General features: G+C 75.2%; 27 protein-coding genes. 11 read left to right on the forward strand and 16 right to left on the reverse strand.

Annotation, left to right across the window (positions count from 1 at the left end; all coding sequences use genetic code 11):
* The first annotated feature begins 252 nt into the window (after window positions 1-252).
* The gene (locus tag KDL28_RS35560; RefSeq protein WP_252445798.1) at window positions 253-1,092 is read left to right on the forward strand and encodes a carotenoid biosynthesis protein; all 840 of its coding nucleotides are present in this window, start codon (window positions 253-255) and stop codon (window positions 1,090-1,092) included.
* Here the strand turns inward: KDL28_RS35560 and KDL28_RS35565 are convergent.
* Together KDL28_RS35565 and KDL28_RS35570 are read right to left on the reverse strand one after the other, a co-directional pair.
* Window positions 1,037-1,999, reverse strand: coding sequence for a TIGR03557 family F420-dependent LLM class oxidoreductase (locus KDL28_RS35565; protein WP_252445802.1), 963 nt, complete (start codon window positions 1,997-1,999; stop codon window positions 1,037-1,039). The two genes, KDL28_RS35560 and KDL28_RS35565, sit on opposite strands and share 56 nt — an antisense overlap.
* Before the next feature lie 68 nt (window positions 2,000-2,067).
* On the reverse strand, window positions 2,068-2,913 hold the full coding sequence (locus KDL28_RS35570) for a YhjD/YihY/BrkB family envelope integrity protein (protein WP_252445804.1): 846 nt from the start codon (window positions 2,911-2,913) through the stop codon (window positions 2,068-2,070).
* Between the two features lie 140 nt (window positions 2,914-3,053).
* On the opposite strand from KDL28_RS35570, the gene KDL28_RS35575 reads away from it, so the two are divergent.
* Complete coding sequence (locus tag KDL28_RS35575) at window positions 3,054-4,325, forward strand: alkaline phosphatase (protein ID WP_252445805.1); 1,272 nt, start codon at window positions 3,054-3,056, stop codon at window positions 4,323-4,325.
* 107 nt (window positions 4,326-4,432) lie between these two features.
* Here the strand turns inward: KDL28_RS35575 and KDL28_RS35580 are convergent, their stop codons facing one another.
* The gene (locus tag KDL28_RS35580; RefSeq protein WP_252445806.1) at window positions 4,433-5,290 is read right to left on the reverse strand and encodes a helix-turn-helix domain-containing protein; all 858 of its coding nucleotides are present in this window, start codon (window positions 5,288-5,290) and stop codon (window positions 4,433-4,435) included.
* 130 nt (window positions 5,291-5,420) lie between these two features.
* On the opposite strand from KDL28_RS35580, the gene KDL28_RS35585 reads away from it, so the two are divergent.
* From KDL28_RS35585 to KDL28_RS35595, 3 genes are all read left to right on the forward strand, one after another.
* Window positions 5,421-5,864 carry a PPOX class F420-dependent oxidoreductase gene (locus KDL28_RS35585; protein ID WP_252445808.1) on the forward strand — a complete coding sequence of 148 codons (444 nt, stop codon included), beginning with the start codon at window positions 5,421-5,423 and terminating at the stop codon, window positions 5,862-5,864.
* A gap of 126 nt (window positions 5,865-5,990) precedes the next feature.
* On the forward strand, window positions 5,991-6,194 hold the full coding sequence (locus tag KDL28_RS35590) for an NADPH-dependent FMN reductase (protein ID WP_252445810.1): 204 nt from the start codon (window positions 5,991-5,993) through the stop codon (window positions 6,192-6,194).
* An 8-nt stretch (window positions 6,195-6,202) separates the two neighbouring features.
* Window positions 6,203-6,814 (forward strand): DsbA family oxidoreductase, encoded by a 612-nt coding sequence (locus tag KDL28_RS35595; protein ID WP_252445811.1) that lies wholly within the window; start codon window positions 6,203-6,205, stop codon window positions 6,812-6,814.
* A gap of 117 nt (window positions 6,815-6,931) precedes the next feature.
* On the opposite strand, the gene KDL28_RS35600 is transcribed toward KDL28_RS35595, so the two are convergent.
* A complete protein-coding gene (locus tag KDL28_RS35600) occupies window positions 6,932-8,092 on the reverse strand; it encodes an acetyl-CoA hydrolase/transferase C-terminal domain-containing protein (protein ID WP_252445812.1) in 1,161 nt (386 codons plus the stop codon).
* 126 nt (window positions 8,093-8,218) lie between these two features.
* Here KDL28_RS35600 and KDL28_RS35605 point away from each other — a divergent pair, with 126 nt between their 5' ends.
* Together KDL28_RS35605 and KDL28_RS35610 are read left to right on the forward strand one after the other, a co-directional pair.
* Entirely contained in the window at window positions 8,219-8,656 is a 438-nt protein-coding gene (locus tag KDL28_RS35605; protein WP_252445814.1) for a MarR family winged helix-turn-helix transcriptional regulator, read from the forward strand.
* Between the two features lie 138 nt (window positions 8,657-8,794).
* On the forward strand, window positions 8,795-10,438 hold the full coding sequence (locus KDL28_RS35610) for an MDR family MFS transporter (RefSeq protein WP_252445816.1): 1,644 nt from the start codon (window positions 8,795-8,797) through the stop codon (window positions 10,436-10,438).
* A gap of 3 nt (window positions 10,439-10,441) precedes the next feature.
* Here KDL28_RS35610 and KDL28_RS35615 read toward each other — a convergent pair whose 3' ends face one another.
* The gene (locus tag KDL28_RS35615; protein ID WP_252445818.1) at window positions 10,442-11,779 is read right to left on the reverse strand and encodes an MFS transporter; all 1,338 of its coding nucleotides are present in this window, start codon (window positions 11,777-11,779) and stop codon (window positions 10,442-10,444) included.
* An 84-nt stretch (window positions 11,780-11,863) separates the two neighbouring features.
* On the opposite strand from KDL28_RS35615, the gene KDL28_RS35620 reads away from it, so the two are divergent.
* The gene (locus KDL28_RS35620; protein ID WP_252445819.1) at window positions 11,864-13,468 is read left to right on the forward strand and encodes an acyl-CoA synthetase; all 1,605 of its coding nucleotides are present in this window, start codon (window positions 11,864-11,866) and stop codon (window positions 13,466-13,468) included.
* Between the two features lie 147 nt (window positions 13,469-13,615).
* Here KDL28_RS35620 and KDL28_RS35625 read toward each other — a convergent pair whose 3' ends face one another.
* Complete coding sequence (locus tag KDL28_RS35625; RefSeq protein ID WP_252445820.1) at window positions 13,616-14,662, reverse strand: class I SAM-dependent methyltransferase; 1,047 nt, start codon at window positions 14,660-14,662, stop codon at window positions 13,616-13,618.
* Window positions 14,663-14,847: 185 nt separating this feature from the next.
* On the opposite strand from KDL28_RS35625, the gene KDL28_RS35630 reads away from it, so the two are divergent.
* Window positions 14,848-17,709, forward strand: a complete 2,862-nt coding sequence (locus tag KDL28_RS35630) for an AfsR/SARP family transcriptional regulator (protein ID WP_252445822.1) — start codon at window positions 14,848-14,850, stop codon at window positions 17,707-17,709.
* Here the strand turns inward: KDL28_RS35630 and KDL28_RS35635 are convergent.
* The 4 genes from KDL28_RS35635 to KDL28_RS35650 all read right to left on the reverse strand — a co-directional run bounded on the left by KDL28_RS35635 (window position 17,696) and on the right by KDL28_RS35650 (window position 20,519).
* On the reverse strand, window positions 17,696-18,457 hold the full coding sequence (locus KDL28_RS35635; protein ID WP_252445824.1) for a PIG-L deacetylase family protein: 762 nt from the start codon (window positions 18,455-18,457) through the stop codon (window positions 17,696-17,698). The genes KDL28_RS35630 and KDL28_RS35635 overlap by 14 nt on opposite strands.
* A 97-nt stretch (window positions 18,458-18,554) precedes the next feature.
* Complete coding sequence (locus KDL28_RS41875; RefSeq protein ID WP_252445825.1) at window positions 18,555-19,178, reverse strand: TetR/AcrR family transcriptional regulator; 624 nt, start codon at window positions 19,176-19,178, stop codon at window positions 18,555-18,557.
* Complete coding sequence (locus KDL28_RS35645) at window positions 19,162-19,947, reverse strand: hypothetical protein (protein WP_252445827.1); 786 nt, start codon at window positions 19,945-19,947, stop codon at window positions 19,162-19,164. The genes KDL28_RS41875 and KDL28_RS35645 overlap by 17 nt, the downstream gene beginning before the upstream one ends.
* A gap of 41 nt (window positions 19,948-19,988) precedes the next feature.
* Window positions 19,989-20,519 (reverse strand): GNAT family N-acetyltransferase, encoded by a 531-nt coding sequence (locus KDL28_RS35650; RefSeq protein ID WP_252445828.1) that lies wholly within the window; start codon window positions 20,517-20,519, stop codon window positions 19,989-19,991.
* A 40-nt stretch (window positions 20,520-20,559) separates the two neighbouring features.
* On the opposite strand from KDL28_RS35650, the gene KDL28_RS35655 reads away from it, so the two are divergent.
* Window positions 20,560-21,135 carry a helix-turn-helix domain-containing protein gene (locus KDL28_RS35655; protein ID WP_252445830.1) on the forward strand — a complete coding sequence of 192 codons (576 nt, stop codon included), beginning with the start codon at window positions 20,560-20,562 and terminating at the stop codon, window positions 21,133-21,135.
* Here KDL28_RS35655 and KDL28_RS35660 read toward each other — a convergent pair.
* Entirely contained in the window at window positions 21,116-21,631 is a 516-nt protein-coding gene (locus tag KDL28_RS35660; protein ID WP_252445831.1) for a pyridoxamine 5'-phosphate oxidase family protein, read from the reverse strand. The two genes, KDL28_RS35655 and KDL28_RS35660, sit on opposite strands and share 20 nt — an antisense overlap.
* A gap of 38 nt (window positions 21,632-21,669) precedes the next feature.
* On the opposite strand from KDL28_RS35660, the gene KDL28_RS35665 reads away from it, so the two are divergent.
* Window positions 21,670-22,152: a MarR family winged helix-turn-helix transcriptional regulator gene (locus KDL28_RS35665; protein WP_252445833.1), complete on the forward strand. Its 483-nt coding sequence runs from the start codon at window positions 21,670-21,672 to the stop codon at window positions 22,150-22,152.
* Between the two features lie 6 nt (window positions 22,153-22,158).
* Here the strand turns inward: KDL28_RS35665 and KDL28_RS35670 are convergent, their stop codons facing one another.
* The 5 genes from KDL28_RS35670 to KDL28_RS35690 all read right to left on the reverse strand — a co-directional run bounded on the left by KDL28_RS35670 (window position 22,159) and on the right by KDL28_RS35690 (window position 25,985).
* Window positions 22,159-23,157, reverse strand: coding sequence for a serine/threonine dehydratase (locus tag KDL28_RS35670; RefSeq protein WP_252445834.1), 999 nt, complete (start codon window positions 23,155-23,157; stop codon window positions 22,159-22,161).
* A complete protein-coding gene (locus KDL28_RS35675) occupies window positions 23,154-23,456 on the reverse strand; it encodes an ArsR/SmtB family transcription factor (protein WP_308216111.1) in 303 nt (100 codons plus the stop codon). Before KDL28_RS35675 ends, KDL28_RS35670 begins: the two co-directional genes overlap by 4 nt.
* A 101-nt stretch (window positions 23,457-23,557) precedes the next feature.
* Entirely contained in the window at window positions 23,558-23,989 is a 432-nt protein-coding gene (locus KDL28_RS35680) for a hypothetical protein (RefSeq protein ID WP_252445836.1), read from the reverse strand.
* A gap of 60 nt (window positions 23,990-24,049) precedes the next feature.
* On the reverse strand, window positions 24,050-24,244 hold the full coding sequence (locus tag KDL28_RS35685; protein WP_252445837.1) for a hypothetical protein: 195 nt from the start codon (window positions 24,242-24,244) through the stop codon (window positions 24,050-24,052).
* Between the two features lie 25 nt (window positions 24,245-24,269).
* On the reverse strand, window positions 24,270-25,985 hold the full coding sequence (locus tag KDL28_RS35690; RefSeq protein ID WP_252445839.1) for an ABC-F family ATP-binding cassette domain-containing protein: 1,716 nt from the start codon (window positions 25,983-25,985) through the stop codon (window positions 24,270-24,272).
* Window positions 25,986-26,019: the final 34 nt, after the last annotated feature.

A 26,019-nucleotide genomic window follows, 5' to 3' on the forward strand; every position in this document is an offset into this window, starting at 1 on the left:
GGGCACTGCGGTGGGCACTGCGGTGGGCACTGCGGTGGGCACTGCGGTGGGCACTGCGGTGGGCACTGCGGTGGGCACTGCGGTGGGCACTGCGGTGGGCACTGCGGTGGGCACTGCGGTGGGCACTGCGGTGGGCACTGCGGTGGGCACTGCGGTGGGCACTGCGGTGGGCACTGCGGACCCGGACACCTTCGGCGACGCACCGCCACGCCCCGGCGAGCGCGTTCGCACCCGTACCACAAGGGTGGGGCCATGGCGATGGCTTCCCGCACCGCGACCACCCCCGCACGCACCGTCCCCGGGTGGGTCTGCTGGGCGCTGGTCGCGGCGGCCGTGCTGGTGCAGATCGTCTACCCGCTCACCACCGACCCGCTGCGCACCCGGGTGACGGTGGTCTCGGTGGTCGTGTTCGCGGCGGCCTCGCTGGCCGACGTGGCCCGCAGGCACGGCGCGCGCGGCGTGCTCGTCCTGCTGGGGGTGGCCGGCGGGGGTGGGCTGGTGGCCGAGGCCGTCGGGGTGGGCACCGGCTTCCCGTTCGGCGACTACGCCTACGCCGCGACCCTGGGCGCGCAGGTCCTCGGCGTGCCGGTGGTCGTGCCGCTGGCCTGGGTGATGATGGCCTGGCCCGCGCTGGTCGTCGGGCGCGCGCTGGGGCGCGGGCCGGTGTCGGTGGTGGTGCTCGGCGGCGCCGCGCTGGCCGCCTGGGACCTGTTCCTCGACCCGCAGATGGTCGACGCCGGGCACTGGAGCTGGACGCACCCGACCCCGGCCCTGCCGCTGGTGCCCGGGGTGCCGCTGACCAACTACGCCGGCTGGCTGCTGGTGGCGCTGCTGATGGTGGCGGCCCTGCACCGGGCCCTGGGCGCCGCGGTCGACCGGACCCCGTCGGGTCCGGCCGCCGCGCTCTACCTGTGGACCTACGGCTCGTCGGTGCTGGCCCACCTGGTCTTCTTCGACCTGCCCGGCTCCGCGCTGGTCGGCGGGCTCGGGATGGGGCTGGTGGCGCTGCCGTTCGCCCGGGTCGTCGCGCGCCGGGTCAGCCGGCCCGCGAGCGCAGCCGGTCGCCCAGCTCGGTCCGGAAGAACTCGATGAAGCCGTCCGGGTCGGGCCCGGCGTTGAGCAGCGCGATCCGGTCGAAGCCCGCGTCGACGAACTGCCCGGCGACCTCGAGGTGGCGCTCGGGGTCGGGACCGCAGGCGAACTGGCCCAGCACATCGTCCAGGCCCACGGTGGTGGTCGCGGCCTCGAAGTTGACCGGGTTGGGCAGCTCGCTCATCACCTTCCACCCGGTCAGCGCCCAGCGGGTCGTCTCGAGCACCGCCTGCGCGGCGGTCTTCTCCTCGGGCGCCCAGGCCAGCGGGGCCTCGGCGTAGCGGGGGCCGGAGCCGCCCGCGCCGCGGTAGGCCTCCACCAGGTCCGCGCGCGGCTCGGTGGCGAAGATCGCGTCGCCGAGCTCGGCGGCCATCCGCGCCGCCTCCGGACCGCCCGCGGCCACCGCGATCAGCGGGAGCCGCTCGGGCAGGTCGAAGACCCGGGCGTCCTCCAGGCGCAGGTACCGCCCGTCGTAGTTCTGGTAGCCGCCCCGCCACAGCAGCGTGATGATCTCCAGCGCCTCGCGCAGCATCGCCTGGCGCTCGTGCACCCCGGGGAAGCCCTTCCCGACGACGTGCTCGTTGAGCCGCTCCCCCGACCCGATGCCCAGGGTGAAGCGGCCGTCGGAGACCAGCGCCAGCGTGGCCGCGGCCTGCGCGATGATCGCCGGGTGGTAGCGCACCGTCGGGCAGGTCACCCCGGTGGCCAGCTCGATGCGCTCGGTCTTCGCGGCGATGGCGCCCAGCACCGTCCAGGCGAAGGGCGAGTGGCCCTGGACGTCGAGCCAGGGGTGGTAGTGGTCGCTGATCTCGACGAAGTCGAAGCCCGCCCGCTCGGCCAGCACGGCCTGGCGGATGAGCTCCTGGGGCCCGAACGCCTCGGCGGCGAGCTTGTACCCGATCTGCATGCGCTGTCGGTCCTCCCAGACGGTGGATCTGCGCGTGCGGGCTTCCCGCGGGGCGGGCGGGCAAACGGTCAGCCGCGCGAGCCGATCTGGTCGTCGAGCACCAGGGCCAGCCGGTAGCCGACCAGCACGATCAGGTGCAGCAGGTAGAGCCAGAGCACGAGCGCGGTGACCGCGCCGAACACCGGCAGCCCGCCGAAGGGCAGCGACCACTCGACGGGGATGGCCAGGAACAGCAGGAAGCCCTGCAGGAACCCCGACATCACCGAGCCGGTGCCGAACCCGGCCAGCAGCAGCGCGCGCGTGCCGGTCCGGCCCGGCGCCACGAACCGGTAGACCAGCACCAGCGCCACCGAGACCAGCACGAACACCACGTGGAACGCGATCACCACCCCGAGCACGAGCGACCCGCCGCCCGCGTCGTAGAGCGGGGCCACCAGCGGGGCCCCGGCCAGCAGCGCCAGCACCAGACCGGGCCCCACCGCGATCAGCGGGAGCAGGCCCAGCCGGCCGCGCCACCCGGTGAACCGGTCGCCCTCCACCGGTGAGAGCTGGCCGAAGGCCCGGCGCAGGCCCTCGCCGTAGAGGCTGGCCGGGAACACCGCCACCAGCGCCTGCACCCACGTCATCCCGACCGCGGTGGTGGCCAGGGTGTGCAGAGCGGTCGGCGTGCCGTGCCCGGGCGGCAGTCCGGTGACCGCGATGTCGACCCTGGCGACCACCACGTCCGGGCCGACCAGCAGCGCGGCCAGCCACAGGGACACCATGGTCGCCGGGACCAGCCCGATCAGCCCGAAGAACGTCGCCCCCGCGGCCCACAGGGCGAAGTCGCTGCCGGGGAACGACCGGCCCAGGCCGGTCACGACGGTGCGCGCCACCCGGCGCGCGCCCGCCCGCGGCGGGTCCTCGGTCTGCACACCCAGCAGTGTCCGGCATCCGGTCCGGGCCGTCGCCGCCGCGGTCGCCGGGGGTGCCGTGGACCCGGCGGGCATCCGGCGGTTCACTGTCGGGCGACGAGCCCGCACCATGGGGTCCCGCCGCCCCGCCGAGGAGATCCATGCCGAGCCGCCTGCCCGTCCGCCTGCTCACCGCCGCCGTCGGCGTCACCTCCGCGGCGGCCGTGGTCGTGGCCGTGACGGCGACGGCGGGCCGGCCGGCTCCGGCGGCGGTCGCCACCGGCCCGGCGCGCAGCGTCATCTTCATCACCGGCGACGGCATGGGCGAGGCGCACCGGGCCGCGGGCCGGCTGCACCTGGTCGGGCCGGAGGGGCAGCTGCAGATGGACCAGCTCCCCCACAGCGGCTCGCTGACCACCGACCCGCGCGACCCGGGCAGCGTCATCACCGACTCCGCGGCGGGCGCGTCGGCGTGGGCGACGGGCCAGAAGACCTACAACGGCGCGATCTCGGTCGACGTCGAGGGCAACGCGCTGCCCACGATCGGCCAGCAGGCCAAGGCCGCGGGCAAGGCCACCGGCCTGGTCACGACGGCGCAGGTCACCGACGCCACCCCGGCCGCCTTCTTCGCCAGCACCACCGACCGCGCCCTGCAGGACCAGATCGCCCGCCAGTACCTGGAGGTCAGCGAGCCCGACGTGATCCTGGGCGGCGGCGAGGACTGGTGGCTGCCCGCGGGCAGCCCCGGCGCGTACCCCGACAACCCGCCGGAGGACCCGGACGAGGCCAGCCAGGGCGAGGAGGGCGACCTGGTCGCCGCGGCGCAGGCGGCCGGGTACGCCTACGTCAGCACCGCCGAGGAGCTCGACGCGGCCAGCGGTCCGAAGCTGCTGGGGCTGTTCGCCAACCAGGAGCAGTTCCAGCAAGAGCCCGAGGGGCAGGGCGACGTCTACTCCCCCGTCGTCGGCCTGGCCACGATGACCGAGAAGGCCCTCGACACCCTCGACGCCGCCCCCGACGGCTTCTTCCTGCTGGTCGAGGAGGAGGCCGTGGACGAGTTCGCGCACGCCAACAACGGCGAGAAGATGCTGCTGGCCATGCGGGAGCTGGACGCGGCCGTCGCGGTGGCCCGCGCGTACGTCGCCGAGCACCCCGACACGCTGCTCGTCGTCACCGGCGACCACGAGACCGGCGGACTCGCGGTCGAGGACGGCACCGACACCGAGGACGAGTCCGGCGACGGCGACTCCGCCGAGGACGGGCCGTTCCCGGCCGCGGGCAGCGGGCTGCCCTTCACCATGGACTGGACCACCGGCCAGCACACCGGCGGCGCGGTGCCGGTGACCGCCGACGGCCCGGGCGCCGAGCGCTTCTCCGGCCAGCACCCCAACACCCACGTGCACGAGGTTCTGAGCACCGCGTTGGGGCTCTGACCGAACGGACGGCGATCAGCCCGGGGGCACCACGGACTCCGCGAGAACCCCTCCACGACCTCCTGCTGGAGCTGAGGTCGCCCGCGGTAGCGCCCTCGTCCGGGGTGTCAGCCGGTCACCGCGCGCAGGGCGCCGGGCCGGCGGCCGTTGAGACGGTCGAGTCCGGCGGAGGTGGCGTCGTCGGCGGGCAGATGGACGACGAGCCGCTGGGCATCGGCCTCGGGTAGCTCGAGGATCTCGTAGGCCAGGCGCAGCTCCCCCACCTCGGGATGGGCCAGGCGCTCCACGCCGGTGCGCTCCGGCAGGCTCGGCGGGGCCGCCAGCCGGTCGGTGAACGCGGCGCCGACGGTGATGGTCAGCTCATCGACCAGTTCGGCAACCAGCCAGTCGGAGCGGAAGGACTCGAGCCTGAGGATGGCGACCTGCTGGTCGGCGACGCGGTCCCAGTCGGGGTAGGCGGTCCGGGCGCGGGGGTCGGTGAGCACGAACCGGGCCAGGTTGGGCGGCTGGGTGTCGAGCAGGCCGATCGGGCCGGTCAGCCGCGCGTACCCGGCGGTGAAGGCGACAACGTCGCCCAGGCGGTTGAGGACGAACGCCGGCGCGGGCTCGAGCCGGTCGAGGAGCGCCTGCACGCCGGGGCGGACCGAGCGGGTGGGTCCTGTCGCCGACGGACACAGGAGCGGGTCGTGACCGCCGTCGGCGATCTTGGCGCAGAGGCGGAGCTGAGCGCGGTCCTCGACGGTCAGGCGGAGCGCGTCGGCGAGCGCCGCGAGTATCTGGGCGGAGGGGTGGCGGTCGCGCCCCTGCTCGAGCCGGACCAGGTAGTCCACGCTGATCCCGGCGAGGGTGGCCAGCTCCGCCCGGCGCAGCCCGGGCGTACGGCGGCGGCCCCCGGCCGGGAGCCCGACGTCGGCGGGGGCGACAGCCCAACGCCGAGCGCGCAGGAACGCGCCCAGCTCGTTCATGGCTCGACTGTAGTGGCGCTGCTGGTGGTGATGGTGGCCCTGTCGGGGCCAGCCTCGAGGCGGCCTTCCTGTCCCGGGCCGGACCTCGCATCGTGGGGTCCGTCGGCGGAGAACGGCACCGGGGAGACTGATGGGCACCTTCACCCACGCCGAGAACGAGTACCTGACCATGGGGCTGCTCGGGCGCTTTGCCACCGTCGGCCCCGACGGCCGACCGCACGTCACCCCGCTGGCGGTGTTCCTCGACCGGCAGGACCAGGTGCTCGTGATCGGCGGGCACGCCGGGAGCGGCATGGCCGCGAGCAAGAAGTTCCGCGACGCGCGACGGCACCCCGACGTGGCGGTCGTCGTCGACGACGTCGCGTCCGTCGATCCCTGGACGCCGCGCTACATGGAGATCCGCGGGCACGCGGAGACCCACCTGGAGGGCGGCGAGGAGGTCGGCGAGCGCCTCGGTGCCCCGTTCCCGTTCGATCCGGCGTGGATCCGCGTCCGCCCGCGCCGGGTCCTGGCCCTCGGCATCGAGACCGCGTACGAGTTCGCCGCGCGTGACGTGCCGCGGACGAGAGGGTGATCATCGAATGACCCGGATCGCGATCATTCCCGGCAGCACCCGCCCGGACGCCGCGGGGAGACCGTCACCCGGTGGGTCGCGAGGTCGCCGGCCGGCGCCCCGCCGTTGCTGGACGAGCCCGCGCCCGTGGCCATCGGCCGGTACCACCGCGCGCACACCAAGCGGTGGGCGGCGACGATCGAGAGGTTCGACGGGTTCGTGTTCGTCACCCCGGACGGCTCCGTCCCGGCCGCGCTGAAGAACGCCATCGATCACCTGTACGCCGAACGGAACCACAAGGCAGCCGGGTTCGTCGGCTACGGCTACCCCGACCAGGAGGACCCGGGATGAAGGTGGACGTGTACGACGACATCGCGTGCCCGTGGTGCCGCCTCGGCACGCACCAGTTCCACCGCGCGGTTGCTGCGGCCGGTGCGGAACCGGACGTCGAACTCGTCCACCGTCCGTACCAGCTCGTTCCCGACGCACCCGAGGAGCCCCGGCCGCTGATGGACACGGTGGTCGAGATGTTCGGCCCGGAACAAGCTGCGGCGATGCTCGCGGAGATGACACGGATCGGTGCCGATGAAGGGATCGAGTACCGGTTCGACCGCGCGATCGCGGTCAACACCCTGACCGCGCACCGGCTGCGGTGGTTCGCGCTGCACGAGCACGGGGCCAGGGCGCAGGCCGCGCTGGCGACCGCCCTCTTCGACGCGTACTTCCGCGACGGCGTGAACGTCGCCGACCACACCCGGCTCACCGAACTGGCCGAGCGAGTCGGCCTGGACAGCGGCCGGGTGCGGGACTTCCTCGCCTCCGATGAGGGGACCGCCGAGGTGCGTGAGCAAGTGGCCGCAGCACGGCGGGAGGGCGTCGCCACCGTGCCGAGGTTCGTCTTCGGGAACGGCGAGCTGATCGTCGGCGTGACCAGCACCGAGGCGCTCGGTGACGCGCTCCGGAAGGCGTAGCAACGCTCACGCTGAGCGGCGTCGGTCGGGGCTCGGCCGCCTGGGACCGGGGCAGCGGCCCGTCCGGCTACGGCGCTACCTGGCCGGGCGGTCCCGGCCGCTGTTCCTCGGCCACGCTCACACCCCCCACAGGTCCCGCAGCGCCGCGCGCCGCTGCGCCCGGTCCCGGCCGCGCAGGTCGGCGATCCCGTCGTCGGTGACGACCACGTCGACGTCGTGGGACGCGGTCGTCACCGGGCCGGACAGCCGCTCGACCAGGGTCGCTCCGCTGCGGTGGCGGGCGGCGAGCGCCACGACGCTGAGCCCGTCGCGGCTGCGCGCGCCCGCCGCCGCGAAGTCGGGGTGCCCGCCGATCATGCCGGTGGCCCGGCCCCCGAGCCCCTCGACGTTCACCTGGCCGTCGTGGTCGATCTCCAGGGCGGTGTTCAGCGCGATGAGCGGGGGCAGGTCGGGGTGGGAGAGCCGGCCGATGTCGTGCACCACCTCGACCGGGTGCAGCAGCCGGCGCCCGTGCGCCCACGCGTAGAGGCGCGGGGTGCCCACCAGGTAGGCGGCGACCGGCTCGTCGAGCAGCAGGCCGCGCGCGTCCAGGTCGACGACGGGGTCGGGGAGCATGCCGGAGTCCATCCGCACCGGGACCTCCAGTGCCGCGACCATGGCCGCGGCCAGCCGCCCCGGCCCGACCTGCACCCGCGCGCCGTGCGGCACGAGGGTGGCCACGTGCGCCGCGATGGCCTCGTCGGCCGGGGTGGGCGGCGGGGTGTCGAGCACGGCGGGCGCCCCGGCCGGTCCGTCGACCTCGGCGACGACGGTGAGCGCCGCCTCCGGCAGCGCCGGGCCGGCGTCGGCCAGCGGTGCCGCCGCCGACACCACCGCCGCCACCGGGACCCCGGCCTCGACCAGCCCCCGCATCCACGCCACCTCGGCGCCCAGGTGCAGCCCGTCGGGGCCGCGCACCACGGTGGCCAGCAGCAGGTCGGGGCGCAGCGGACCGGCCAGCACCGCGGGCGCCGCCGAGAGCCGGCACGGGATCCGTCGCACGGTGCCCGCCTCGATCCCGGCCCGCAGCCCCGCCCCGCCGAGCACGGTGGCGACGTCGGCGAAGGCGCTCAGGTCGAGCTCCGGTTCGGGCCGGGGCAGCCAGCCCAGCAGCAGCGACACGTCGCCGCGGCGGCGGGCCGCCTCGACCAGCCCGGGGAACAGCGCCCGCGGCGCCCCGCACCCGTCGCCCACGGCGACCCGCATCCCGGGACGCACCAGGTCCCCCAGCTCACCCACCCCCCGACCCTACGATCGCGGTGCGGTCCGGCCGACCCGCACGCCCGGGATGGGGTGGACGTCCCATTCGCGGAGCAACCTAGGATCGCCGTTGACCCCGCGTGGGACGCGAAGGGAGCCGCCGACGTGTCGCACGAGGACGTGCTGCCCGCCCTGGAGGAGGAGCTGGCCGCGCTCTGGCGCCACGGGCGGGTCTCCGCGCGCGACGCGGCCCGCCAGGTGCACCCCCGCCTCGACCCGACCGCCTACCCGATGGTCGCGGTGCTGGGCCAGGCCGGGCCGATGCGGATCTCCGAGCTGGGCGCCGCGCTGTTCCTGGACAAGTCGACGATCAGCCGGCAGATCGACGCCGCGGTCCGGCTCGGCCTGGTCGAGCGGACCGTCGACCCCACCGACGCGCGGGCCCGGCTGGTCGGGCTGACCGAGAGCGGCCGCGAACGCCACCACGCCGCCAGGGAGCGTCGCCGCGGCGAGTGGCAGCGGGCCCTGCAGAGCTGGGAGCGCGCGGACATCGTCGCCCTCACGGCGCTGCTGGCCAAGCTCAACGACGCCGGTGTCGGCTGAGCCACACCGCCCTCTCGTTAGTTGCTACAAGCAACCAATCCGGCATATGGTTGAGACTCTCAACCAGCGGCGTCGTCGAGCGCCGCGCGGGCCCCGCCGTCGGCCCGCACCCCGCACGCCCCTCGGAGGAAGTCGACCGTGTCCACATCCACCGGCCGCACGCCGGACGCCGCCACCCCACCGGCCGGCGCCGACCGGACCAGCCCGGCGTCGACGCCGCCCCCGTCGGCCGAGGGCAGCGGGGCGATGACGCACCGGCAGACCCTCGAGGCACTGTCGGGGATGCTGCTGGCGATGTTCACCGCGTTCCTGTCCAGCACGATCGTCTCGAACGCGCTGCCGACGATCATCGTGGACCTGGACGGCACGCAGAACCAGTACACCTGGATCGTCACCGCCACCCTGCTGGCCTCCACCGCGACCACCCCGATCTGGGGCAAGCTCTCCGACCTGGTCAGCAAGAAGCTGCTGGTCCAGCTGGCCATCGGGATCTTCACCATCGGCTCCATCGGCGCCGGGTTCGCGCACAGCGTCGAGGTGCTGATCGCCTGGCGGGTGCTGCAGGGCCTGGGGCTGGGCGGCCTGCAGGCGCTCATCATGATCGTCGTCGCGGCGATGATCAGCCCGCGCGAGCGCGGCCGCTACACCGGGCCCATCGCCGGGGTGATGTCGGTGGCCCCGGTGGCCGGCCCGCTGATCGGCGGGCTCATCGTGGACACCGACTGGCTGGGCTGGCGCTGGTGCTTCTGGGTCGGCGCGCCGCTGGCGGTCGTCTCGCTCGTGCTCGTGCAGCGCACGCTGAACCTGCCCGTCGTCAAGCGCCCGGTGCACATCGACTACCTGGGCGCCGCGCTGATCGCCGGCGGCGTGAGCGACCTGCTCATCTGGATCACCCTGGGCGGCAACCGGTTCGCGTGGGGCTCGCCGACCTCGCTGTGGCTGGCCGCGCTCGGCGTCGCGCTGCTGGCGGCGGCCGTGGTCGTCGAGTCGCGGGTGAAGGAGCCGATCATCCCGCTGCGGCTGTTCCGCGACCGCACCACCACCCTGGCCACCATCGGCAGCATCTCCGTCGGCGTCGCCCTGTTCGGCAGCGCGGTCTTCCTCGGGCAGTACTTCCAGATCGCCCGCGGCTACACCCCCACCGCCGCCGGCCTGCTCACCCTGCCGATGATCATCGGATCGACCCTGTCGTCGATCGCGTCCGGGCAGCTGATCACCCGGTTCGGCAGGTGGAAGGGCTTCCTGGTCGCCGGCTCGGTGCTGATGGTCGTCGGGTTCGGGCTGCTGGCCACCACCGACCACGACACCGACATGGTGCTGATCGGCGCCTACCTGCTGCTCCTGGGCGTCGGGATGGGCATGACCATGCAGAACACGGTGCTGGCCGTGCAGAACTCGGTGGCCGTGCGCGACCTCGGCGCCGCGACCTCCACCGTGACGTTCTTCCGCTCGCTGGGCGGCACCGCCGGGGTCTCCGTGCTCGGCGCGGTGCTGGCCACCCACGTCGCCGACCTGATCGCCCGCGGGCTGGCCACCGCCGGGATCCCGGTGCCCGGGGACGCGGCGGCGGGCGGCGTCGGGATCGGGTCGCTCGACCGGCTCCCGGCCCCGGTGGCCGAGATCGTGCGCAGCTCCTACGGCGACGCCACCGCGCTGGTCTTCCTCATCGCCGCGGTCCTGTCGGTCGTCACGGTGGTGACCGTCGCGCTGATCCGGGAGGTGCCGCTGCGCACCGGCGTCGGGGATGAGCCCCCGGCCGGTGCGCGAACCGCGGCGCGCTGACCCTCATCCCGCGCGGGCCGAGCGGCGCACGGGCTCGTCGGAGGTCAGCCCGCGGCGCAGCGTCTCGGTCATCAGGTACGAGCAGGCGAACGAGATCAGCGCGACCCCCAGCACGAACCCGGCCACCGAGTACACGGTGCCGGTCCAGGCGACCAGCGCGGTGCAGGCCAGCGGGGCCATCCCGCCCAGCACCGCGGCCAGCTGGTAGGCCAGGGAGCTGCCGCTGTAGCGCATGCGGGTGGTGAACTGCTCGGCGAAGTACGCCGACTGCGGGCCGTAGATCGCGCTGCGGCAGACCTGCACGATGAGGCCGCCGAGCAGGTAGAGCCAGATGTTGCCGGTCGAGACCAGGAAGAAGTACGGGAAGGCGAACAGCACCAGCAGCGCCATCCCGCCGAGGAACAGCTTGCGGCGCCCGACGAAGTCCGACAGCAGCCCGAACGCCAGGATCATCGGGATGTCCGACAGGCTCAGCGCGGCGTTGGCGTTGAGCACCGCCGTGCGGTCGTAGCCCAGCTCGGTGGTGGCGTAGGAGACCAGCCACACCGAGCCGACGTAGAAGGTGGCGTGGGTGGCCACGAACGAGCCGGCCGCCAGCGCGATCTCCTTCGGGTAGGTGCGCAGCGCGTCCAGCACCGGCATCCGGGCGGCGGACTTCGAGTCGAGGGTCTCCTGGAAGATGCGGCTCTCGCTGACCGCCAGCCGGATCCACAGCCCGACCCCGATCAGCACCACGCTGACCAGGAACGGCACCCGCCAGCCCCAGGACAGGAACTGCTCGTCGGTCAGGGTGGCCGACAGCAGGGCGAACATCGCGGTGCCGAGCACCAGCCCGGCGGGCACCCCCACCTGCGGCCAGGCGCCGTAGAACCCGCGCCGGTTCGCCGGGGCGTGCTCGACGGCCATCAGCGCGGCACCGCCCCACTCGCCGCCGACGCCGAAGCCCTGCGCGAACCGCAGCAGCACCAGCAGCACCGGCGCCCACACGCCGATGGTGTCGTAGCCGGGCAGCACCCCCATGAGCAGCGTGGCCGCGCCCATCAGCAGCAGCGACCACACCAGCATCGGCTTGCGCCCGACCCGGTCGCCGAAGTGCGCGAACACCGCCCCGCCGACGGGGCGGGCGATGAACCCGACCGAGAACGAGGCGAACGCGGCCAGGGTGCCGGTCAGCGGGTCGAACTCGGGGAAGAACACCTGGTTGAACACCAGCGCGGCGGCCGTGCCGAAGATGAAGAAGTCGTACCACTCGATCGTCGTGCCGACGAGGCTGGCGAAGGCGACCTTGCGCGAGGAGCGCCGGTCGGCGGATGCGGTGGGGGCGGGATCGGTCGAGGACATCGGTGTCCTTCCTGCGCGTGGTGTGACTGCGCTCACCGAAGTACCCCGCAGCCGCCCGCGCTCAACCCGGTCCAGACTGACCGCATGCGCCAGCCGTTCCGTCCCGGCACCGAGGCCGACATCGCCCGGGCCCGCCAGCACTCGCTCGGCGACCTCCTGCACCGCACCGCCCGCCGCGACCCCGACAAGCTCGCGGTCGTCGCCGGCGACCTGCGGGTGACCTACGCCGAGTTCGACGCGGCGGTGAACCGGTGCGCGAACGCGCTGGCCGCGCGCGGGCTGGCCAAGGGCGACCGGCTCGCGCTGCTGTCGCACAACAGCTGGCAGTACGCGGTGCTGGCGTTCGCCACCGCCAAGCTCGGCGTGGTGCTGGTGCCGGTCAACTTCATGCTGGGCGCCGAGGAGATCGCCTTCATCCTCGGCCACAGCGGCGCCACGGCGATGGTCGCCGAGGACGCCCTGGCCCCGACCGCGGAGAAGGCGCTGGCCACCGCGGGCGTCACCGGTGGGGTGCGCGGCTGGATCGGGCTGTCCGGGGCCGCGCCGTCGGCGGGCTGGGAGGACGTCGACGCCTGGTGGCGCGGCGGTGACGACAGCGCGCCGGACGTCGTCGTGGCCGACGACGACCCGCTGCGGCTGATGTACACCTCCGGCACCGAGTCGCGCCCGAAGGGCGTGATGCTGTCGAGCCGATCGCTGATCAGCCAGTACGTCTCCTGCGTGATCGACGGCGGGATGGCCGCCGACGACGTCGAGGTGCACTCGCTGCCGATGTACCACTGCGCGCAGTTGGACTGCTTCTTCTCCGTCGACGTCTACCTGGGCGCCACCTCGATCATCCTGCCCGGGCCCGACCCGGCCGCGCTGCTGGCCACGATCGCCCGGGAGAAGGTCACCAAGCTGTTCTGCCCGCCCACGGTGTGGATCTCCCTGCTGCGCCACCCCGACTTCGACACGACCGACCTGTCCAGCCTGCGCAAGGGCTACTACGGCGCCTCGCCGATGCCGGTGGAGGTGCTGCGCGAGCTGGCGCGCCGGCTGCCCGACGTGGCGCTGTGGAACTTCTACGGCCAGACCGAGATGTCCCCGCTGGCCACCATCCTGCGCCCGCACGAGCAGCTGGAGCGGGCCGGTAGCGCGGGCAAGGCCTCGATCAACGTCGAGACGATGCTGGTCGACGACGACGGCGACCCGGTGCCGCCCGGCGAGATCGGCGAGATCGTGCACCGCAGCCCGCACGCCGCGCTGGGCTACTACGACGACGAGGAGAAGACCGCCGCGGCCTTCGCCGGCGGCTGGTTCCACTCCGGCGACCTGGGGATCATGACCGCCGACGGCTACCTGTCGGTGGTCGACCGGAAGAAGGACATGATCAAGACCGGCGGCGAGAACGTGGCCAGCCGGGAGGTCGAGGAGGCGATCTACGAGCTCGACGGGGTGGCCGAGGTCGCCGTGTTCGGGATCAGCCACCCGCACTGGATCGAGGCCGTGACCGCGGTCGTGGTGGCCAAGCCCGGCGCCACGCTGGCCGCCGAGCAGGTCCACGCGCACGCCAGGGCGAAGCTCGCCGGCTACAAGCGCCCCAAATACGTGGTGCTGGCCGACGCGCTGCCCAAGAACCCCAGCGGCAAGATCCTCAAGCGCGAGCTGCGCACCGAGCACGCCAACCTCGCCGAGATGGACACCTGACCCGCTCCCCACCGCAGCCGCGGATCCCCCGTCGGCCCGGGTCAGGAAAGCCACCATCAGGACATCCGGCGTCCTGATGGTGGCTTTCCTGACGTCGGGGGCGGGGGTGGGTGGGAGGGGTGGGAGGGGTGGGAGGGGCGGCGCGGATCAGGGGCGGATCTCGTAGGCCACGTTGAAGGCGCTCTGCGCGGCGCGGCGGAACCGGGTGAACCCGGCCTGCGCCACGACCCCCCGGATCGCCGCCTCGCCCGCCTGCGCCCCGAGCGCCTGCCCGCCCTCCTGGGACAGGGCGTTGGGCACGCAGAGGAACGTCGAGCCCGCGTAGTACAGCCGCCCGACGGGGTTGAAGGTGTCCTCCACGCGCTCGCCCGCGGCCGGCTCGACCAGCAGCCAGGTGCCGTCCGGGGCGAGCGACTCGCGCACCCGCCGCGCGGCGCCCACCGGGTCGCCCATGTCGTGCAGGCAGTCGAACATCGTCACCAGGTCGTAGCCGGTGCCGGTGAAGGCCTGGGCGGTGGCCACCTCGAAGCCGACCCGGTCGCCCACCCCGGCCTCGGCGGCCCGCTTGCGGGCCAGTTCGACCGAGGCGCCGTGGTAGTCCGACCCGGCCACGGTGGTGCGCGGGAAGGCCTGGGCGAGCAGCACCGAGGTCGAGCCCAGCCCGCAGCCCACGTCGGCCACCCGGGCGCCCGCGGTCAGCTTGGCCTCGACGCCCTCCAGCGCCGGGATCCAGTTCGGGACGAGCTCGGCGACGTAGCCGGGGCGGTAGAACGCGTCGCAGCCGACGAAGACCTCGTCGTCGTGCTCGTGCCAGGCGACGCCCTCGCCGGTGCGGAACGCCTCGGTCAGCTGCGGCACGGCGCGCAGGTAGCCGGTCACGGTCCGGGCCGCCGCCGGCAGGTCCGGGCCGTTCGGGTCGGCCAGGCAGAACGCCTGCTCCGGGGTCAGCGAGAACTCCGCGGTCCGCGGGTCGTACTCGACGTACCCGCCGGCGGCCTGGCCGCGCAGCCACTCGGTCAGGTAGCGGGTGTCGCACCCGGTGCGCTCGGCCAGCTGCCCCGGCGTCGCCGGGCCCTCGGCCAACGCGCGGTACAGGCCGAGCCGGCTGCCGATCGCCACCGCGCCCGCCGACCCGGCCGCGCCGAGGTCGGCGACGAACCGGCCGAGGAACTCGGTCACCTTGTCGTGGTCCATGCTCGTTCTTCCTCCTCTCGGCCCCCGGCGGGGTGCCGGCGACGAGGGGAGGTTCGGCCCGGCCGCTCTCCCGGCGCTGGCACGCGCTGTCCGCGCGCTGTCCCGCCCTGAGATCCGGCCGCGCGTGCGCGACCGGGTCTCCCGGGAGCGCCGCGCAGCGGGCATCCTGTGCCCGGAGGTGGTCGATGGGCGCGTCGCCGGTGCGGGTGGAGGTGCTCGGGCCGCTGCGCGTGCTCGTCGACGGCGCGCCGGTCGAGGTGCCCGGGCCCAAGCGCCGGGCCGTGCTCGCGCTGCTGGCGCTGGCCGAGGGGCGCACGGTCCCGGTCGACGACCTGCTCGACGCGCTGTGGCCCGACGCCGTGCCGGACTCCGGGCGCCAGGCCCTGCAGACCCACGTCTCGCGGCTGCGCGGCCACCTCGGGCCGGCGGCCGCGCGGCTGCGCACCACCGAGGCCGGCTACCGCCTCGACCTCGGCCCCGACCAGCTCGACGTGGCCCAGGCCCGCGAGCTGCTCGACGGTGCCCGCGCCGCGGCCCGGCACGACCCGGCCGACGCCGCGGCGCGCCTGTGGCGGGCGCACGCCCTCTGGCGCGGTCCGGTCCTGCCCGACCTCGCCGGGATCGGCCCGATCGCCACGGCGGTGCAGGGGTGCGCCCGGCTGCGCCAGGAGATCGTCGACGCCCTGGTGACCGCGGCGACCGACGCCGGGCAGGGAGAGCGGGTGGCCGGGTTGGCCGCCCAGGCGCACGCCGCGGACCCGCTGCGCGAACCCGCGGTGCTCGCCCACATGCGCGTGCTGGCCGCGACCGGACGGGCGCCGCAGGCGCTGGACGTGGGCCGCGAGTACCGCAGGCTGCTGGCCGAGGAGACGGGACTGGACCCGGCGCCGGCGCTGGCCGAGCTCGAGCGCGACATCGCAGGCGGTGCCGCCGGGCCCGTCCCCGACCGGGTCGCCGCGCCCGTCCTGCCCACGACCCGACTGATCGGTCGCGACGGCGAGGTCGGCGCCGTGCACCGGCTGCTCGCCACGGAGCGGTTGGTCACCGTGGTCGGGCCGGGCGGCGTGGGCAAGACCCGGGTCGCCACCGAGGTCGCGCGCGGCAGCGACGCGGTGACGGTGCTGCTGCTGGCCCCGGTGACCGACCAGGGGGCCATCCCGCACGCGCTGGCCGCGGCGCTGCGGCTGACCGTCGCCCGGGGCGACGTCCTGGCGGCCTGCGCCGCGGTGCTCGGCGACCGCCCCGCCCTGCTGGTGGTCGACAACTGCGAGCACCTGCTCGACGCGGTCCGCGACACCGTCGGGGCGCTGCTGTCCGCGTGCCCGCGGCTGTCGGTGCTGGCCACCAGCCGCGAGCCGCTCGGGCTGCCCGCGGAGTACGCCTTCCGGCTGGCCCCGCTGCCGCTGCCCGGCCCCGACGACGCCGGGGCCGATCCTGCGGCCCTGGCGCGGGTTCCGTCGGTGGCGGTCTTCCTCGAGCGGGCCGCCAGGGCCCGCCCCGGCGCCGCGCCGACCCGCGAGCAGCTGCGCACGGTCGCCGACATCGTCCGGCGCCTGGACGGGGTGCCGCTGGCCATCGAGCTGGCCGCCGGGCGGCTGTCCAGCTTCTCGCTGGCCGAGCTGCGCGCCCGGCTGGACCGCTCGCTGGACCTGCTCGGCGGCGGCCGCGCCACGGGCGACGCCCGGCACCGCACCCTGAGGGCCACCGTCGAGTGGTCCTACCTGCTGCTCACCGACGAGCAGCGGCGGCTGTTCCGGCAGCTGTCGGTCTTCGCCGACGGCGTCGACCTCGACACCGCCGAGCGGCTCGCCGCCGAGCTCGATCCGGGCTCGGACCCGGGCAGCGCGCTGGCCCGACTGGTCGACGCGTCGATGGTCGAGGCCGATTTCGGCGCCGCGGACGGGACCGGCGGCACCCGCTACCGGATGCTGGAGACGCTGCGCGCCTACGGGAACGACCGGCTGGGCGCGGAGGGCGAGCAGGACGCCGCGGCCGCCCGGCTGATCCGCTGGGCGGTCGAGCTGACCGCGTGGTTCGCCGCGGAGGTGCTCACCGAGCGCGAGCCGGAGGCGGACGCGGTGCTGCGCCGGGAGCCGGCCAACCTGCGGGAGGCCTGGCGGCTGGCCCGCGGTCGCGGTGCGCTCGACGAGGCGGCGGCCATGGTGGCGTCGTTGATGGACGCGGTCGCCTACCGGGACCTGGTCGAGTTCCGCGGCTGGGCGCGGGAGCTGGCCGTCGAGTTCGCCGACGCCCGCCTCGCCGCGCACCCGCGGGCGGCCGCCGTGCTCGGGGTCGCCGCGGAGGCGGCCTACCAGAGCGGCGACTACGCCGGGGCCGAGCGGCTGGCCCGCGCCGGGCTCGCGCTCGCCACCGACGAGACCGCCCGCTCGTACTGCCTGCTGCCGCTCTCGGTGGCCGCGCTCGCCCGCGGCGCGCACGCCGAAGCCGCCGGACACGCGCTGGAGGCCGCGGGCCTGGGTCCGCGCACGAGCGAGAGCTACGGGGTCGCCGCCCTGGCGACCGCCTACGCCGGCGACCTCGATCGCGCGCGAGCGCTGAACGAGCGCGCACTGGCCACCGCGACCTCGCCGATGCTGTGCTCCTGGACGGCCTACGTCGCCGGGGAGATCGACAACCTGGGCGGGCGCCACGAGCTCGCCGAGGCGCACTACCGGGAGGCGCTCGGGCTGGCCCGCCGGTCCGGGGCGACGTTCCTGGTCGGTGTGGCGACCGTCGGCCTGCTGAGCGTGCTGGCCGCGGCCGGGCGCACCGACGACGCCCTGCGCGGCTACCGCGACGTCGTCGAGTACTTCGCCCGCACCGGCAACTGGACCCACCTCTGGGCCACGCTGCGGGACCTGGCCGGCCTGCTCGACGGGCTCGGCGACGACGCGGCGGCGGTCCTGCTCGCCGCCGCCGCGGCCGCCCCGGACGCCCCGGCCGACGACCGCGGGGGTGGCGCCGGGCCGACCGCGCCGGCACCGGGGCGGGCCGAGGCGCTGGAGCTGGCCCGGCGGGCGATCGGGCGCAACCTCAGCCCGACGTGACCGCGGGCCGGTCGACCAGCGGGTGCAGCGCCCGCTCGACGTAGGCCTCCTGCGCCACCCACTCGGTGTAGGTCCGCACGCCCAGCTCGGCGATCAGGCCCGCGGTCTGGGTCCGCTGCTCGGCCAGCGCGCGGACCTTGCGGTCGGCGGTGCCCGGGTCCAGGACGACGTCGACGGCGAGCCGGTCGGCGGGTGTGGTGACCGGGTAGCCGGGCAGGTAGACCCCGAAGCGCTCGTCGATCGCGGCCCACCTCGTGGCGAACGCCTCCGGCACGGCCGCGTAGAGCAGCCGCGCTCCGGCCGGTGCCGCCTCGTCGAACGCGGCCGTGGTCCACGCGGACACCGCGCGGTGGTCCGGGTGGCCGGTGACGCCGTCCGGGCCGAATGTCAGCACGGTGTCCGGGCGGACCCGGTCGATCAGCTCGGCGAGGCGCCCGACCGGCTCGGCGGGGTCGACGCCGGCGCAGCCGCCGTCGGAGTAGCGCAGCCAGCGGTGCTCGGTGACCCCGAGGACCTGCAGGCAGCGGGCCAGCTCGGTGGTCCGGCGGGCGGCCAGCACGGGCGGCGGCCAGGTCCACGGGTCGGCGGTGCCCAGCTCACCGCGGGTGGCGGTCACGCACACGACGCGCGAGCCGGCGTCGCGGGCCAGGGCCATCAGCCCACCGGACAGGTAGGCCTCGTCGTCGGGGTGCGCCCACACGCCCAGCACGGTGCCCAGCGCGGTGATCCCGGAGGTGGAGGTGATCATGGTTGTTCCTTCCGTCCACCCGATGCTGCGACGGCGCGCTGCCACGTCCCTGTCAGCGCGCTGACACCGCACCGGCGCACGCGTCCGGCGGCCGCGCTCAGTCCGAGCGCACCTCCACCGGCCCGGCGTAGCGCAGCACCCGGGCGATCAGCAGCTTGACGGTGGCCGTGGCCTCGACCGGGTCGCGGTCGGGCTCGGGGTAGCCGCGCCCGAGGAAGGAGTCGGTCAGCGTCATCACCCAACGGGCCGCCTCGTCGTCGGGCAGACCGGGATCGGCCAGACCGGCTTCGCGCAGCCTGCGCACCAGGTCGGCGACCACGGCCATCTGGCGGCGGTCGGTGGCGGCCAGGCCGGCGGCGAACCCGGGGTCGCGGTGGGCCTGGGCGATGATCTCGACCAGCAGCCCGGCCATCATCGGCTCGGCGGCGTCGGCGGCGAACTTGTCGACGATGGCCATCAGCGCGGACCACGGGTCCGGGTCGGCGTCGGCGGCGGCGACCACCGCGTCCCACTCGACCTGGTCGAGCTCCCAGATCGCGTGGAAGACCGCCTGCTTGGACGGGAAGTAGTGGAACAGGCTGCCGGTGCTGACACCGGCGGCGCGGCAGATGTCGGCGGTGGTCGTGGCGGCGAAGCCCTTGGTGGCGAACAGCCACACCGCCGACTCGATGATGTGCACCCGGCGCCTGCGGTGCTGCTCGGGGTCAACCGTGCGCGCCACGATCCTCCTCGTCCTCCCTCGGGGCGGCGCGCCGCCGCCGCCGGACCTCGACGACGGCCAGGCCGACGGCCACCAGTATCGGCACCCAGAACTTGGCCGTGCCCACCAGGACCAGCAACCAGCCGGGCAGGTGCAGGTCGGGCAGGTCGACGTCGGGCCACGGGATGTCGGGCAGGTCGATGTCCGGCCACGGGATCGCCGGCAGGTCGAACCCGGGCAGCACGCTGAGGACCCAGCTGATCACGGGCTGGACCAGCAGCCGCAGGAACGCGGCCACGCCGAGCAGCGCCAGCGCGACCTTCGCCGTGGCCAGCACGACGTGCCTGCTCGCCCACAGCCGGGGGTGCTCGCGCCGGAACACGGCCAGCCGCGCCGCCGCGGAACCGGCCGGTGGCGCGAACTCGTGCTTGCCCGCCGTGGCGAAGCGGGCCAGCGGCGCGGGCAGCCCACCGACGAGATCGTCGATCGGACGCGCGGGCGCGTCGTCCGGCGCCGCCCCGGGTCCGGCGGGCGGGCGGGGCACGAGCAGCATCGCCCGGCTCACCACCCCGGGCAGCAGCGTCAGGGCCAGCACCGTCGGTCCGTCCTCGCCCGCCTCGGCGTCGAGCGGGAGGAGCACGGCCCCGAGGCGGGTCGCCCGGCCGACCTGCTCGCCGTCGCGCAGGAGGGTCACCCCCGTACGCAGCCCTTCCCGGCGGACCTCCAGGTCGAGGCGGGCTCCGTCGTGGCCGAGGTGGAACGGGGACGGCCGGTCGGTGCGCGTGGACACCCCACCATTATCAGACCGAGCGCTCGGTTTTTCAAATCCGATCAGGCCACCTCGACCGGCGGACCCGCCTCCGCGCCCAGCGCCAGTTGGCTGAAGGCCACGTCGTGCCAGGACTCGAACTTCCAACCGATCCGCCGGTAGGTGCCGACGTGCTCGAAGCCCATCGCCCGGTGCAGGCCCGTGCTCGCCTCGTTGGGCAGCGTGATGCCGGCGACCGCGGTCCGGTAGCCGCGGGCGGCCAGCCGCTCCAGCAGCTCGGCGTAGAGCGCCCGGCCGAGGCCGGTGCGCCGCCTGCCCACCTGCAGGTACACGCTGACCAGGCAGGACCACCGGTACGCCGGGCGCGCCTGGAACGGCGCGCCGTAGGCGTACCCGACGATCCGGTCGTCGTCGGGGCCCTCGGCGGCCACCAGCCAGGCGTGGCGGTCGGCGGACGCCGCGATGCGCCCGGCCATGTCCGCGGCGGAGGGCGGCTCGGTCTCGAAGGTGATGGCCGTGTCGGTGACGTACGGGGCGTAGATCGCGGCGCAGGCCTCGGCATCGCGCACGGACGCCGCGCGAATGGTCGTCATGCGACGATAGTAAGCAGGAGCGCTCCTATAATAAACAACCGTGATCGATCCCCTGTCCTCCTCCCTGGCCGCGACGCTGCAGGCCGCCCGCCGGGCGCGCGACCTGTCGACCGAGGCGCTCGCCGCCCGGTCCGGGGTGTCCCGGGCGATGATCGGCAAGATCGAGCGCGGCGCCGCGCACCCCACCGCCGCCCTGCTCGGCAGGCTCGCCGGCGCGCTCGGCATGACGCTGTCCGAGCTGGTCGCGCGGGCGGAGGAGGGGCCCGGCGCCGGGCGCAGCCGGCTGGTGCGCCGCGCCGAGCAGCCCGTCTGGACCGACCCGGGCACCGGCTACCGGCGCCGCGCGGTCTCCCCCGCGCCGGGCGGACCGCTGGAGCTGGTCGAGGTGCAGCTGCCCGGCGGGGCCGACGTCGCCTTCCCGCCCGACACCTACGCGTTCGTGCACCACCAGATCTGGGTGCTCGACGGCCGGCTGGACTTCCACGAGGGCGACGTGGTGCACGAGCTGTCCACGGGCGACTGCCTGCAGCTCGGTCCCCCGATGCCGTGTCGCTACGTCAACCCGACGGCCACCGGCTGCCGCTACCTCGTCGCGCTCACGCGGCGGCAGGCCTGACCCAGCCGTGGCGCGGCGCGGTGGGCAGCGCCCCGCCCGTGCTCAGACGCCACGGCTCGAGCCGCAGCACGACGATCGCCTCGTCGAGCGGCCCGTCCACGCCGAGGATGCGGGGGTCGTAGCCGAGGGGTTGCGGCGCCTGGGCGAAGAGGTCCCAGACCAGCCGGCGGGTGGCCGCGTCGCCCACCAGCGCCGCGTCGCACTCGGCCACCGCGGTCTCGTAGGCGCCCGGGTCCCAGTAGGTGCACGACGCGAAAGGCGCGGCCGCGAGGTGGGCGAGCTTGAGCGGCGTCGGACGGGTGAACACCCACCCGACCAGCCCGTCCGGGGTGCGCTGCCAGTAGGGGTGCAGCACGCGCGAGCGCGGCCGGCCGCGGCGGTCGACGGTGGCGACCGCGGCCCAGACGACGCGGTGCGCGACCCGGACGAAGGCGTCGAGCGCCTCGGTGTCGGAAGAGGTGACCAGCGGGACCTCGGGTCCACTTCTCACAACCATGGTTGTGAAGTTAGCCCGTCCGGCTAGGATGCACAACCATGGCTGTGGAAGTGCCCGTCGCCGACCTCGACCTCTCCGACATCAGCATGTTCGCCGGCTGGGCGATGGCCGACGAGCTCCTGCGCCGGCTGGCCGCCGACGGCTTCGGCGACCTCCGCGTGCACGACGGCGTGGTCTTCCAGCACGTGCTGGCCGGACCGCTGTCGATCACCGATCTGGCCGGTCGGATGGACGTCACCCAGCAGGCCGCCTCCAAGGCCGTCGCCGACCTGGAGCGCCGCGACCTGCTCGAGCGCCGACCCTCCGACCGCGACGGGCGGACCCGGCTGCTGCGGCTGACCGAGCGCGGGCGCGCGGCGGTGGCCGCGGGCAGGCGCCACCGCGGCGCGCTCGACGCCGAGCTCGCCGCGGCGCTCGGCCCGGCGCGGGTCGACGCGGCCCGCGCCCTGCTGGCCGAGGTGCTGGCCCACCTCGGGGCCGTCGACGCGGTGCGCACCCGCCGCATCCGCCCGCCGGCCTGAGGGCGGTCAGGGCGCGGCGACGGCCCCCGGGTCGGTGTTCGCGCCGGACACCAGCACCACGACCCGCTCGGTCGGGGCGGGCCGGTACGCGCCGCTGCGCAGCGCGGCCAGGCCCACGGCGGCGGCCGGCTCGGCGACCAGCCGGGCCGCCGCCCACAGGGCCCGCTGCGCACCGACGATGGCGGCGTCGTCGACCAGCACCACCCGCTCGACGTGCCGCGCCACGATCGGGAACACCAGCTCCCCCACCCGGCGCGGGGCCAGCGCGTCGGCGGCGATGCCCCCGGTCGGGGCGTCGGCGGGGCCGCCGGCGGCGAGCGCCGTGGTGAGCGTGGGCGCCTCGACCGGCTCGACCCCGACCACGCGCACCACGCCGGCCAGCCGGGCGGCCACGCCGCCGAGCAGCCCGCCGCCGCCCACCGGGACGAGCACCGTGTCGAATCCCGGGTCGGATCCGGGGTCGTGGCCGCCGCCGAGCTGGACGAGCAGCTCCGCGCCGAGCGTCGCGGTGCCGAGCAGGGTCTCGCGCTGGTCGAACGCGTGCACCGGCAGCGCGCCGGTGCGCCGCTCCCACTCCCGGGCGCCGGCCAGCGCGTCGGCGTACCGGTCGCCGTCGACCACCAGGTCGGCACCGCTCGCCCGGATGGCGGCGATCTTGGCGGGGGCGGAGATGGTGGGGACGTGGATCCGGGCCCGCACGCCGAGCCGCTGGGCGGCGTGCGCCACGGCCACCCCGTGGTTGCCGCCGGAGGCCGCGACCACGCCGACGTCCGGGACTGCGCGCAGCAGCAGGTTGGCGAAGGCGCCGCGGGTCTTGAACGACCCGGCCCGCTGCAGCTGCTCCAGCTTCAGCACCAGGCCGCCGGGCGCCTGCGCGACGCCCAGGTCGGCCGGATCGAGCGCGACGACCGGGGTGCGCCGGACCCAGGGCGCGATCAGCGCCCTGGTGCGCTCGACCTCTGCGGGGGTGATCGGGAGCTCGGTGGCGGGCTCGGTGCCGGTCACCACCGGCCCCCCAGCTCGGCGCGGGCCCGCTCGATGCGTTCCTCGTCGCGCCGGTAGAGCACCCACTGCTTGACCTTCTTCGAGCGCAGCAGGCCCGCCCGGCTGAGCACCTTGAGGTGCTCGCCGCAGGTGGGCTGGCTGACCCCGAGCTTCTCGGCGATGAACAGCGAGCAGACCCCGTCGGTGACGAGGTCCCCGTCGCGCTGGGGCGGGAAGTGCGCCTCCGGGTCGCGCAGCCACTCCAGCACCAGCAGGCGCTTGTCGTTGGCCAGCGCCCTGAGCAGGTCGACGTCGATCACAATGGCAGTATGCTAACTAGCTAAGTTCCTGTCCAACCGGCTGGTCGTCGCCGTCCCGGGTCCGCTCCGCTCCCCCGGCCGGAGCGGACCCGGGTCCGCCTTCACCGGTGCGGGTACGGAGCCGGCGCCGCGCCGGGGTGCGGCTGGGGGTGGGGGGCCGCGCCCCGGTGCGGGTACGGGGCCGGGCCGGGGTACGGCGCCGGGCCCGGGTACGGGGCGGGGCCGGGGGGCGGAGCGGGCACCGGAGCCGGTCGCCCGCGCCGCAGCACCGTGGCCGCCCCCGTGGCGAGCCCGATGGCCAGCAGGACGCCGCCGATGCCGACCAGCACCCAGCCCGAGCTGCGGTCGCTCTCCTTCTGCTGCTCGTAGGTGTACTCGGTGGTCGAGCCGTTGCGGATCTCCTGGCAGATGTCGCCCGGCACCATGACCTCGCCGCCGCACGTCACCTCGTCGGTGGTCGTCTGGCCGATCCCCCCGAGGACCATGAAGCCGCCCAGCGCCAGCAGGATGACGATTCCCAGAATCTTCTTCATGGCCCGAAACGCTAGGAGCGCACCGTGTGAGCGGGCAGTTGCCCGCCGGTGACAGTTCCCTTACCCGGGGCGATCACCGGGGCGGCGGCGCCCGAGCGGGCGCCGCTGCGGAAGGGGCCGGACGCGGTCGCGCACCGGGAGCGGGCGCAGCTCGCGGCCCTGCGCCCGGGCGCGCCGGTCGAGCAGGGCCGCCGCCACCAGACCGAGCACGACGACCACCGCGGCCACGATCAGGAAGGTGCCCAGCCAGGTCACCGGCCCACGGTAGCCGCCGCGCCGCTCAGCGGGCGCGCTGCACGCGGGACTCGTCCCAGACCGGGGCGTCGGACTCGTAGACCGCGCCGTCGGCGCCGTAGACCAGGAAGCGGTCGAAGCCGCGGGCGAACCAGCGGTCGTGGGTGACCGCCAGCACCGTGCCCTCGAACGCCGCGAGCCCGGCCTCCAGCGCCTCCGCCGAGGCCACGTCGAGGTTGTCGGTGGGCTCGTCGAGCAGCAGCATCGTGGCCCCGGACAGCTCCAGCAGCAGGATCTGCAGCCGCGCCTGCTGCCCGCCCGACAGCGACTCGAACCGCTGCTCGGCGGCCTGGGCCAGCTCGTAGCGGGCCAGCACGCACCCGGCCTGCTCGCGGCCCATCCCGTCGCGGTGCTCGTCGCCGCGGTGCAGGACCTCCACCAGCGTGCGCCCGACCAGCTCGGGGTGGTCGTGGGTCTGGGCGAACCAGCCCGGGCGCACCCGCGCGCCGAGCGCGGCGGTGCCGGTGTGTGCCACCGGCTCGACGACGACCGCACCGGCCGGGCGGTGCTCGACGTCGGGTTCGGTGCCGCCGGCGGCCAGCAGCCGCAGGAAGTGCGACTTGCCCGAGCCGTTGGAGCCCAGCACCGCCACCCGCTCGCCGTACCAGACCTCCAGGTCGAACGGTCGCATCAGCCCGCTGAGCTCCAGCGCCGTGCACACCAGGGCCCGCTTGCCGGTGCGCCCGCCGGTCAGCCGCATGCGCACGTGCTGCTCGCGCGGCTGCTCGGTGGGCGGGCCGGCCTCATCGAACTTGCGCAGCCGGGTCTGCGCGGCCTGGTAGCGGCTGGCCAGCCCGTCGTTGTAGGCGGCCTTCTGCTTGTACATCAGCACCAGCGCGCGCAGCTTGGCGTGCTCCTCGTCCCAGCGCCTGCGCAGCTCCTCGAAGCGGGCGAACCGGTCGCGGCGCGCCTGGTGGTAGGAGGCGAACCCGCCGGGGTGGGTCCATGCGGTGTTGCCCGCGGCCCCCAGCTCCACGGTGACGACCCGGGTGGCCGTGTTGGCCAGCAGCTCCCGGTCGTGGCTGACGAACAGCACGGTCTTGGGCGACTCCCGGACGCGCCGCTCCAGCCAGACCTTGCCGGGCACGTCGAGGTAGTTGTCGGGCTCGTCGAGCAGCAGCACCTCGTCCGGGCCGCGCAGCAGGAACTCCAGCACCAGCCGCTTCTGCTCGCCGCCCGACAGCGTGGACAGCGCGCGGAAGCGGGCGCGGTCGTAGGGAAGCCCGAGCGCGGCCTGGGTGCACACGTCCCAGACCACCTCGACGTCGTAGCCGCCGGCGTCGGCGTACTCGGCCAGCGCCCTGGCGTAGGCCATCTGGGCGCGCTCGTCGTCGGTGTCCATCAGCACGAGCTCGCACCGGTCGACCTCGGCCGCGGCCACCCGCACCCGCGGCGGGGAGACCGAGCGCAGCAGGTCGGCCACCGTCGGGTCGGTCGGCGGGTCGGGGGGTCCGCCGGTTGCGCCGACCACGCCGTGCCCGACGAACTGGCGCATCACCCCGAGCCCGCCGGAGCGGGTCACCGTGCCGCCGTGCGGGTCGAGATCGCCGCTCACGATGCGCAGCAGCGTGGTCTTGCCCGCGCCGTTCGCCCCGACCAGCGCCACCTTCGCGCCCTCACCGACCCGGAAGGACACGTCGTCGAGCAGGACCCGGCCGTCCGGCAGTTCGTATCGCACCGCGGCGACGTCCACATGGCCCACGTCGCGGGAGTATCGGGCACGGGCCCCGTCGGGG

Source organism: Pseudonocardia humida (assembly GCF_023898865.1).
Lineage (GTDB): Bacteria > Actinomycetota > Actinomycetes > Mycobacteriales > Pseudonocardiaceae > Pseudonocardia > Pseudonocardia humida.

Coding starts and splice junctions, on each gene's coding strand:
- KDL28_RS35560 (WP_252445798.1), top strand. CDS start 253: ATGGCGATGGCTTCCCGCACCGCGACCACCCCCGCACGCACCGTCCCC.
- KDL28_RS35565 (WP_252445802.1), bottom strand. CDS start 1,999: ATGCAGATCGGGTACAAGCTCGCCGCCGAGGCGTTCGGGCCCCAGGAG.
- KDL28_RS35575 (WP_252445805.1), top strand. CDS start 3,054: ATGCCGAGCCGCCTGCCCGTCCGCCTGCTCACCGCCGCCGTCGGCGTC.
- KDL28_RS35580 (WP_252445806.1), bottom strand. CDS start 5,290: ATGAACGAGCTGGGCGCGTTCCTGCGCGCTCGGCGTTGGGCTGTCGCC.
- KDL28_RS35585 (WP_252445808.1), top strand. CDS start 5,421: ATGGGCACCTTCACCCACGCCGAGAACGAGTACCTGACCATGGGGCTG.
- KDL28_RS35615 (WP_252445818.1), bottom strand. CDS start 11,779: ATGTCCTCGACCGATCCCGCCCCCACCGCATCCGCCGACCGGCGCTCC.
- KDL28_RS35620 (WP_252445819.1), top strand. CDS start 11,864: ATGCGCCAGCCGTTCCGTCCCGGCACCGAGGCCGACATCGCCCGGGCC.
- KDL28_RS35625 (WP_252445820.1), bottom strand. CDS start 14,662: ATGGACCACGACAAGGTGACCGAGTTCCTCGGCCGGTTCGTCGCCGAC.
- KDL28_RS35630 (WP_252445822.1), top strand. CDS start 14,848: ATGGGCGCGTCGCCGGTGCGGGTGGAGGTGCTCGGGCCGCTGCGCGTG.
- KDL28_RS35635 (WP_252445824.1), bottom strand. CDS start 18,457: ATGATCACCTCCACCTCCGGGATCACCGCGCTGGGCACCGTGCTGGGC.
- KDL28_RS35650 (WP_252445828.1), bottom strand. CDS start 20,519: ATGACGACCATTCGCGCGGCGTCCGTGCGCGATGCCGAGGCCTGCGCC.
- KDL28_RS35660 (WP_252445831.1), bottom strand. CDS start 21,631: ATGGTTGTGAGAAGTGGACCCGAGGTCCCGCTGGTCACCTCTTCCGAC.
- KDL28_RS35665 (WP_252445833.1), top strand. CDS start 21,670: ATGGCTGTGGAAGTGCCCGTCGCCGACCTCGACCTCTCCGACATCAGC.
- KDL28_RS35680 (WP_252445836.1), bottom strand. CDS start 23,989: ATGAAGAAGATTCTGGGAATCGTCATCCTGCTGGCGCTGGGCGGCTTC.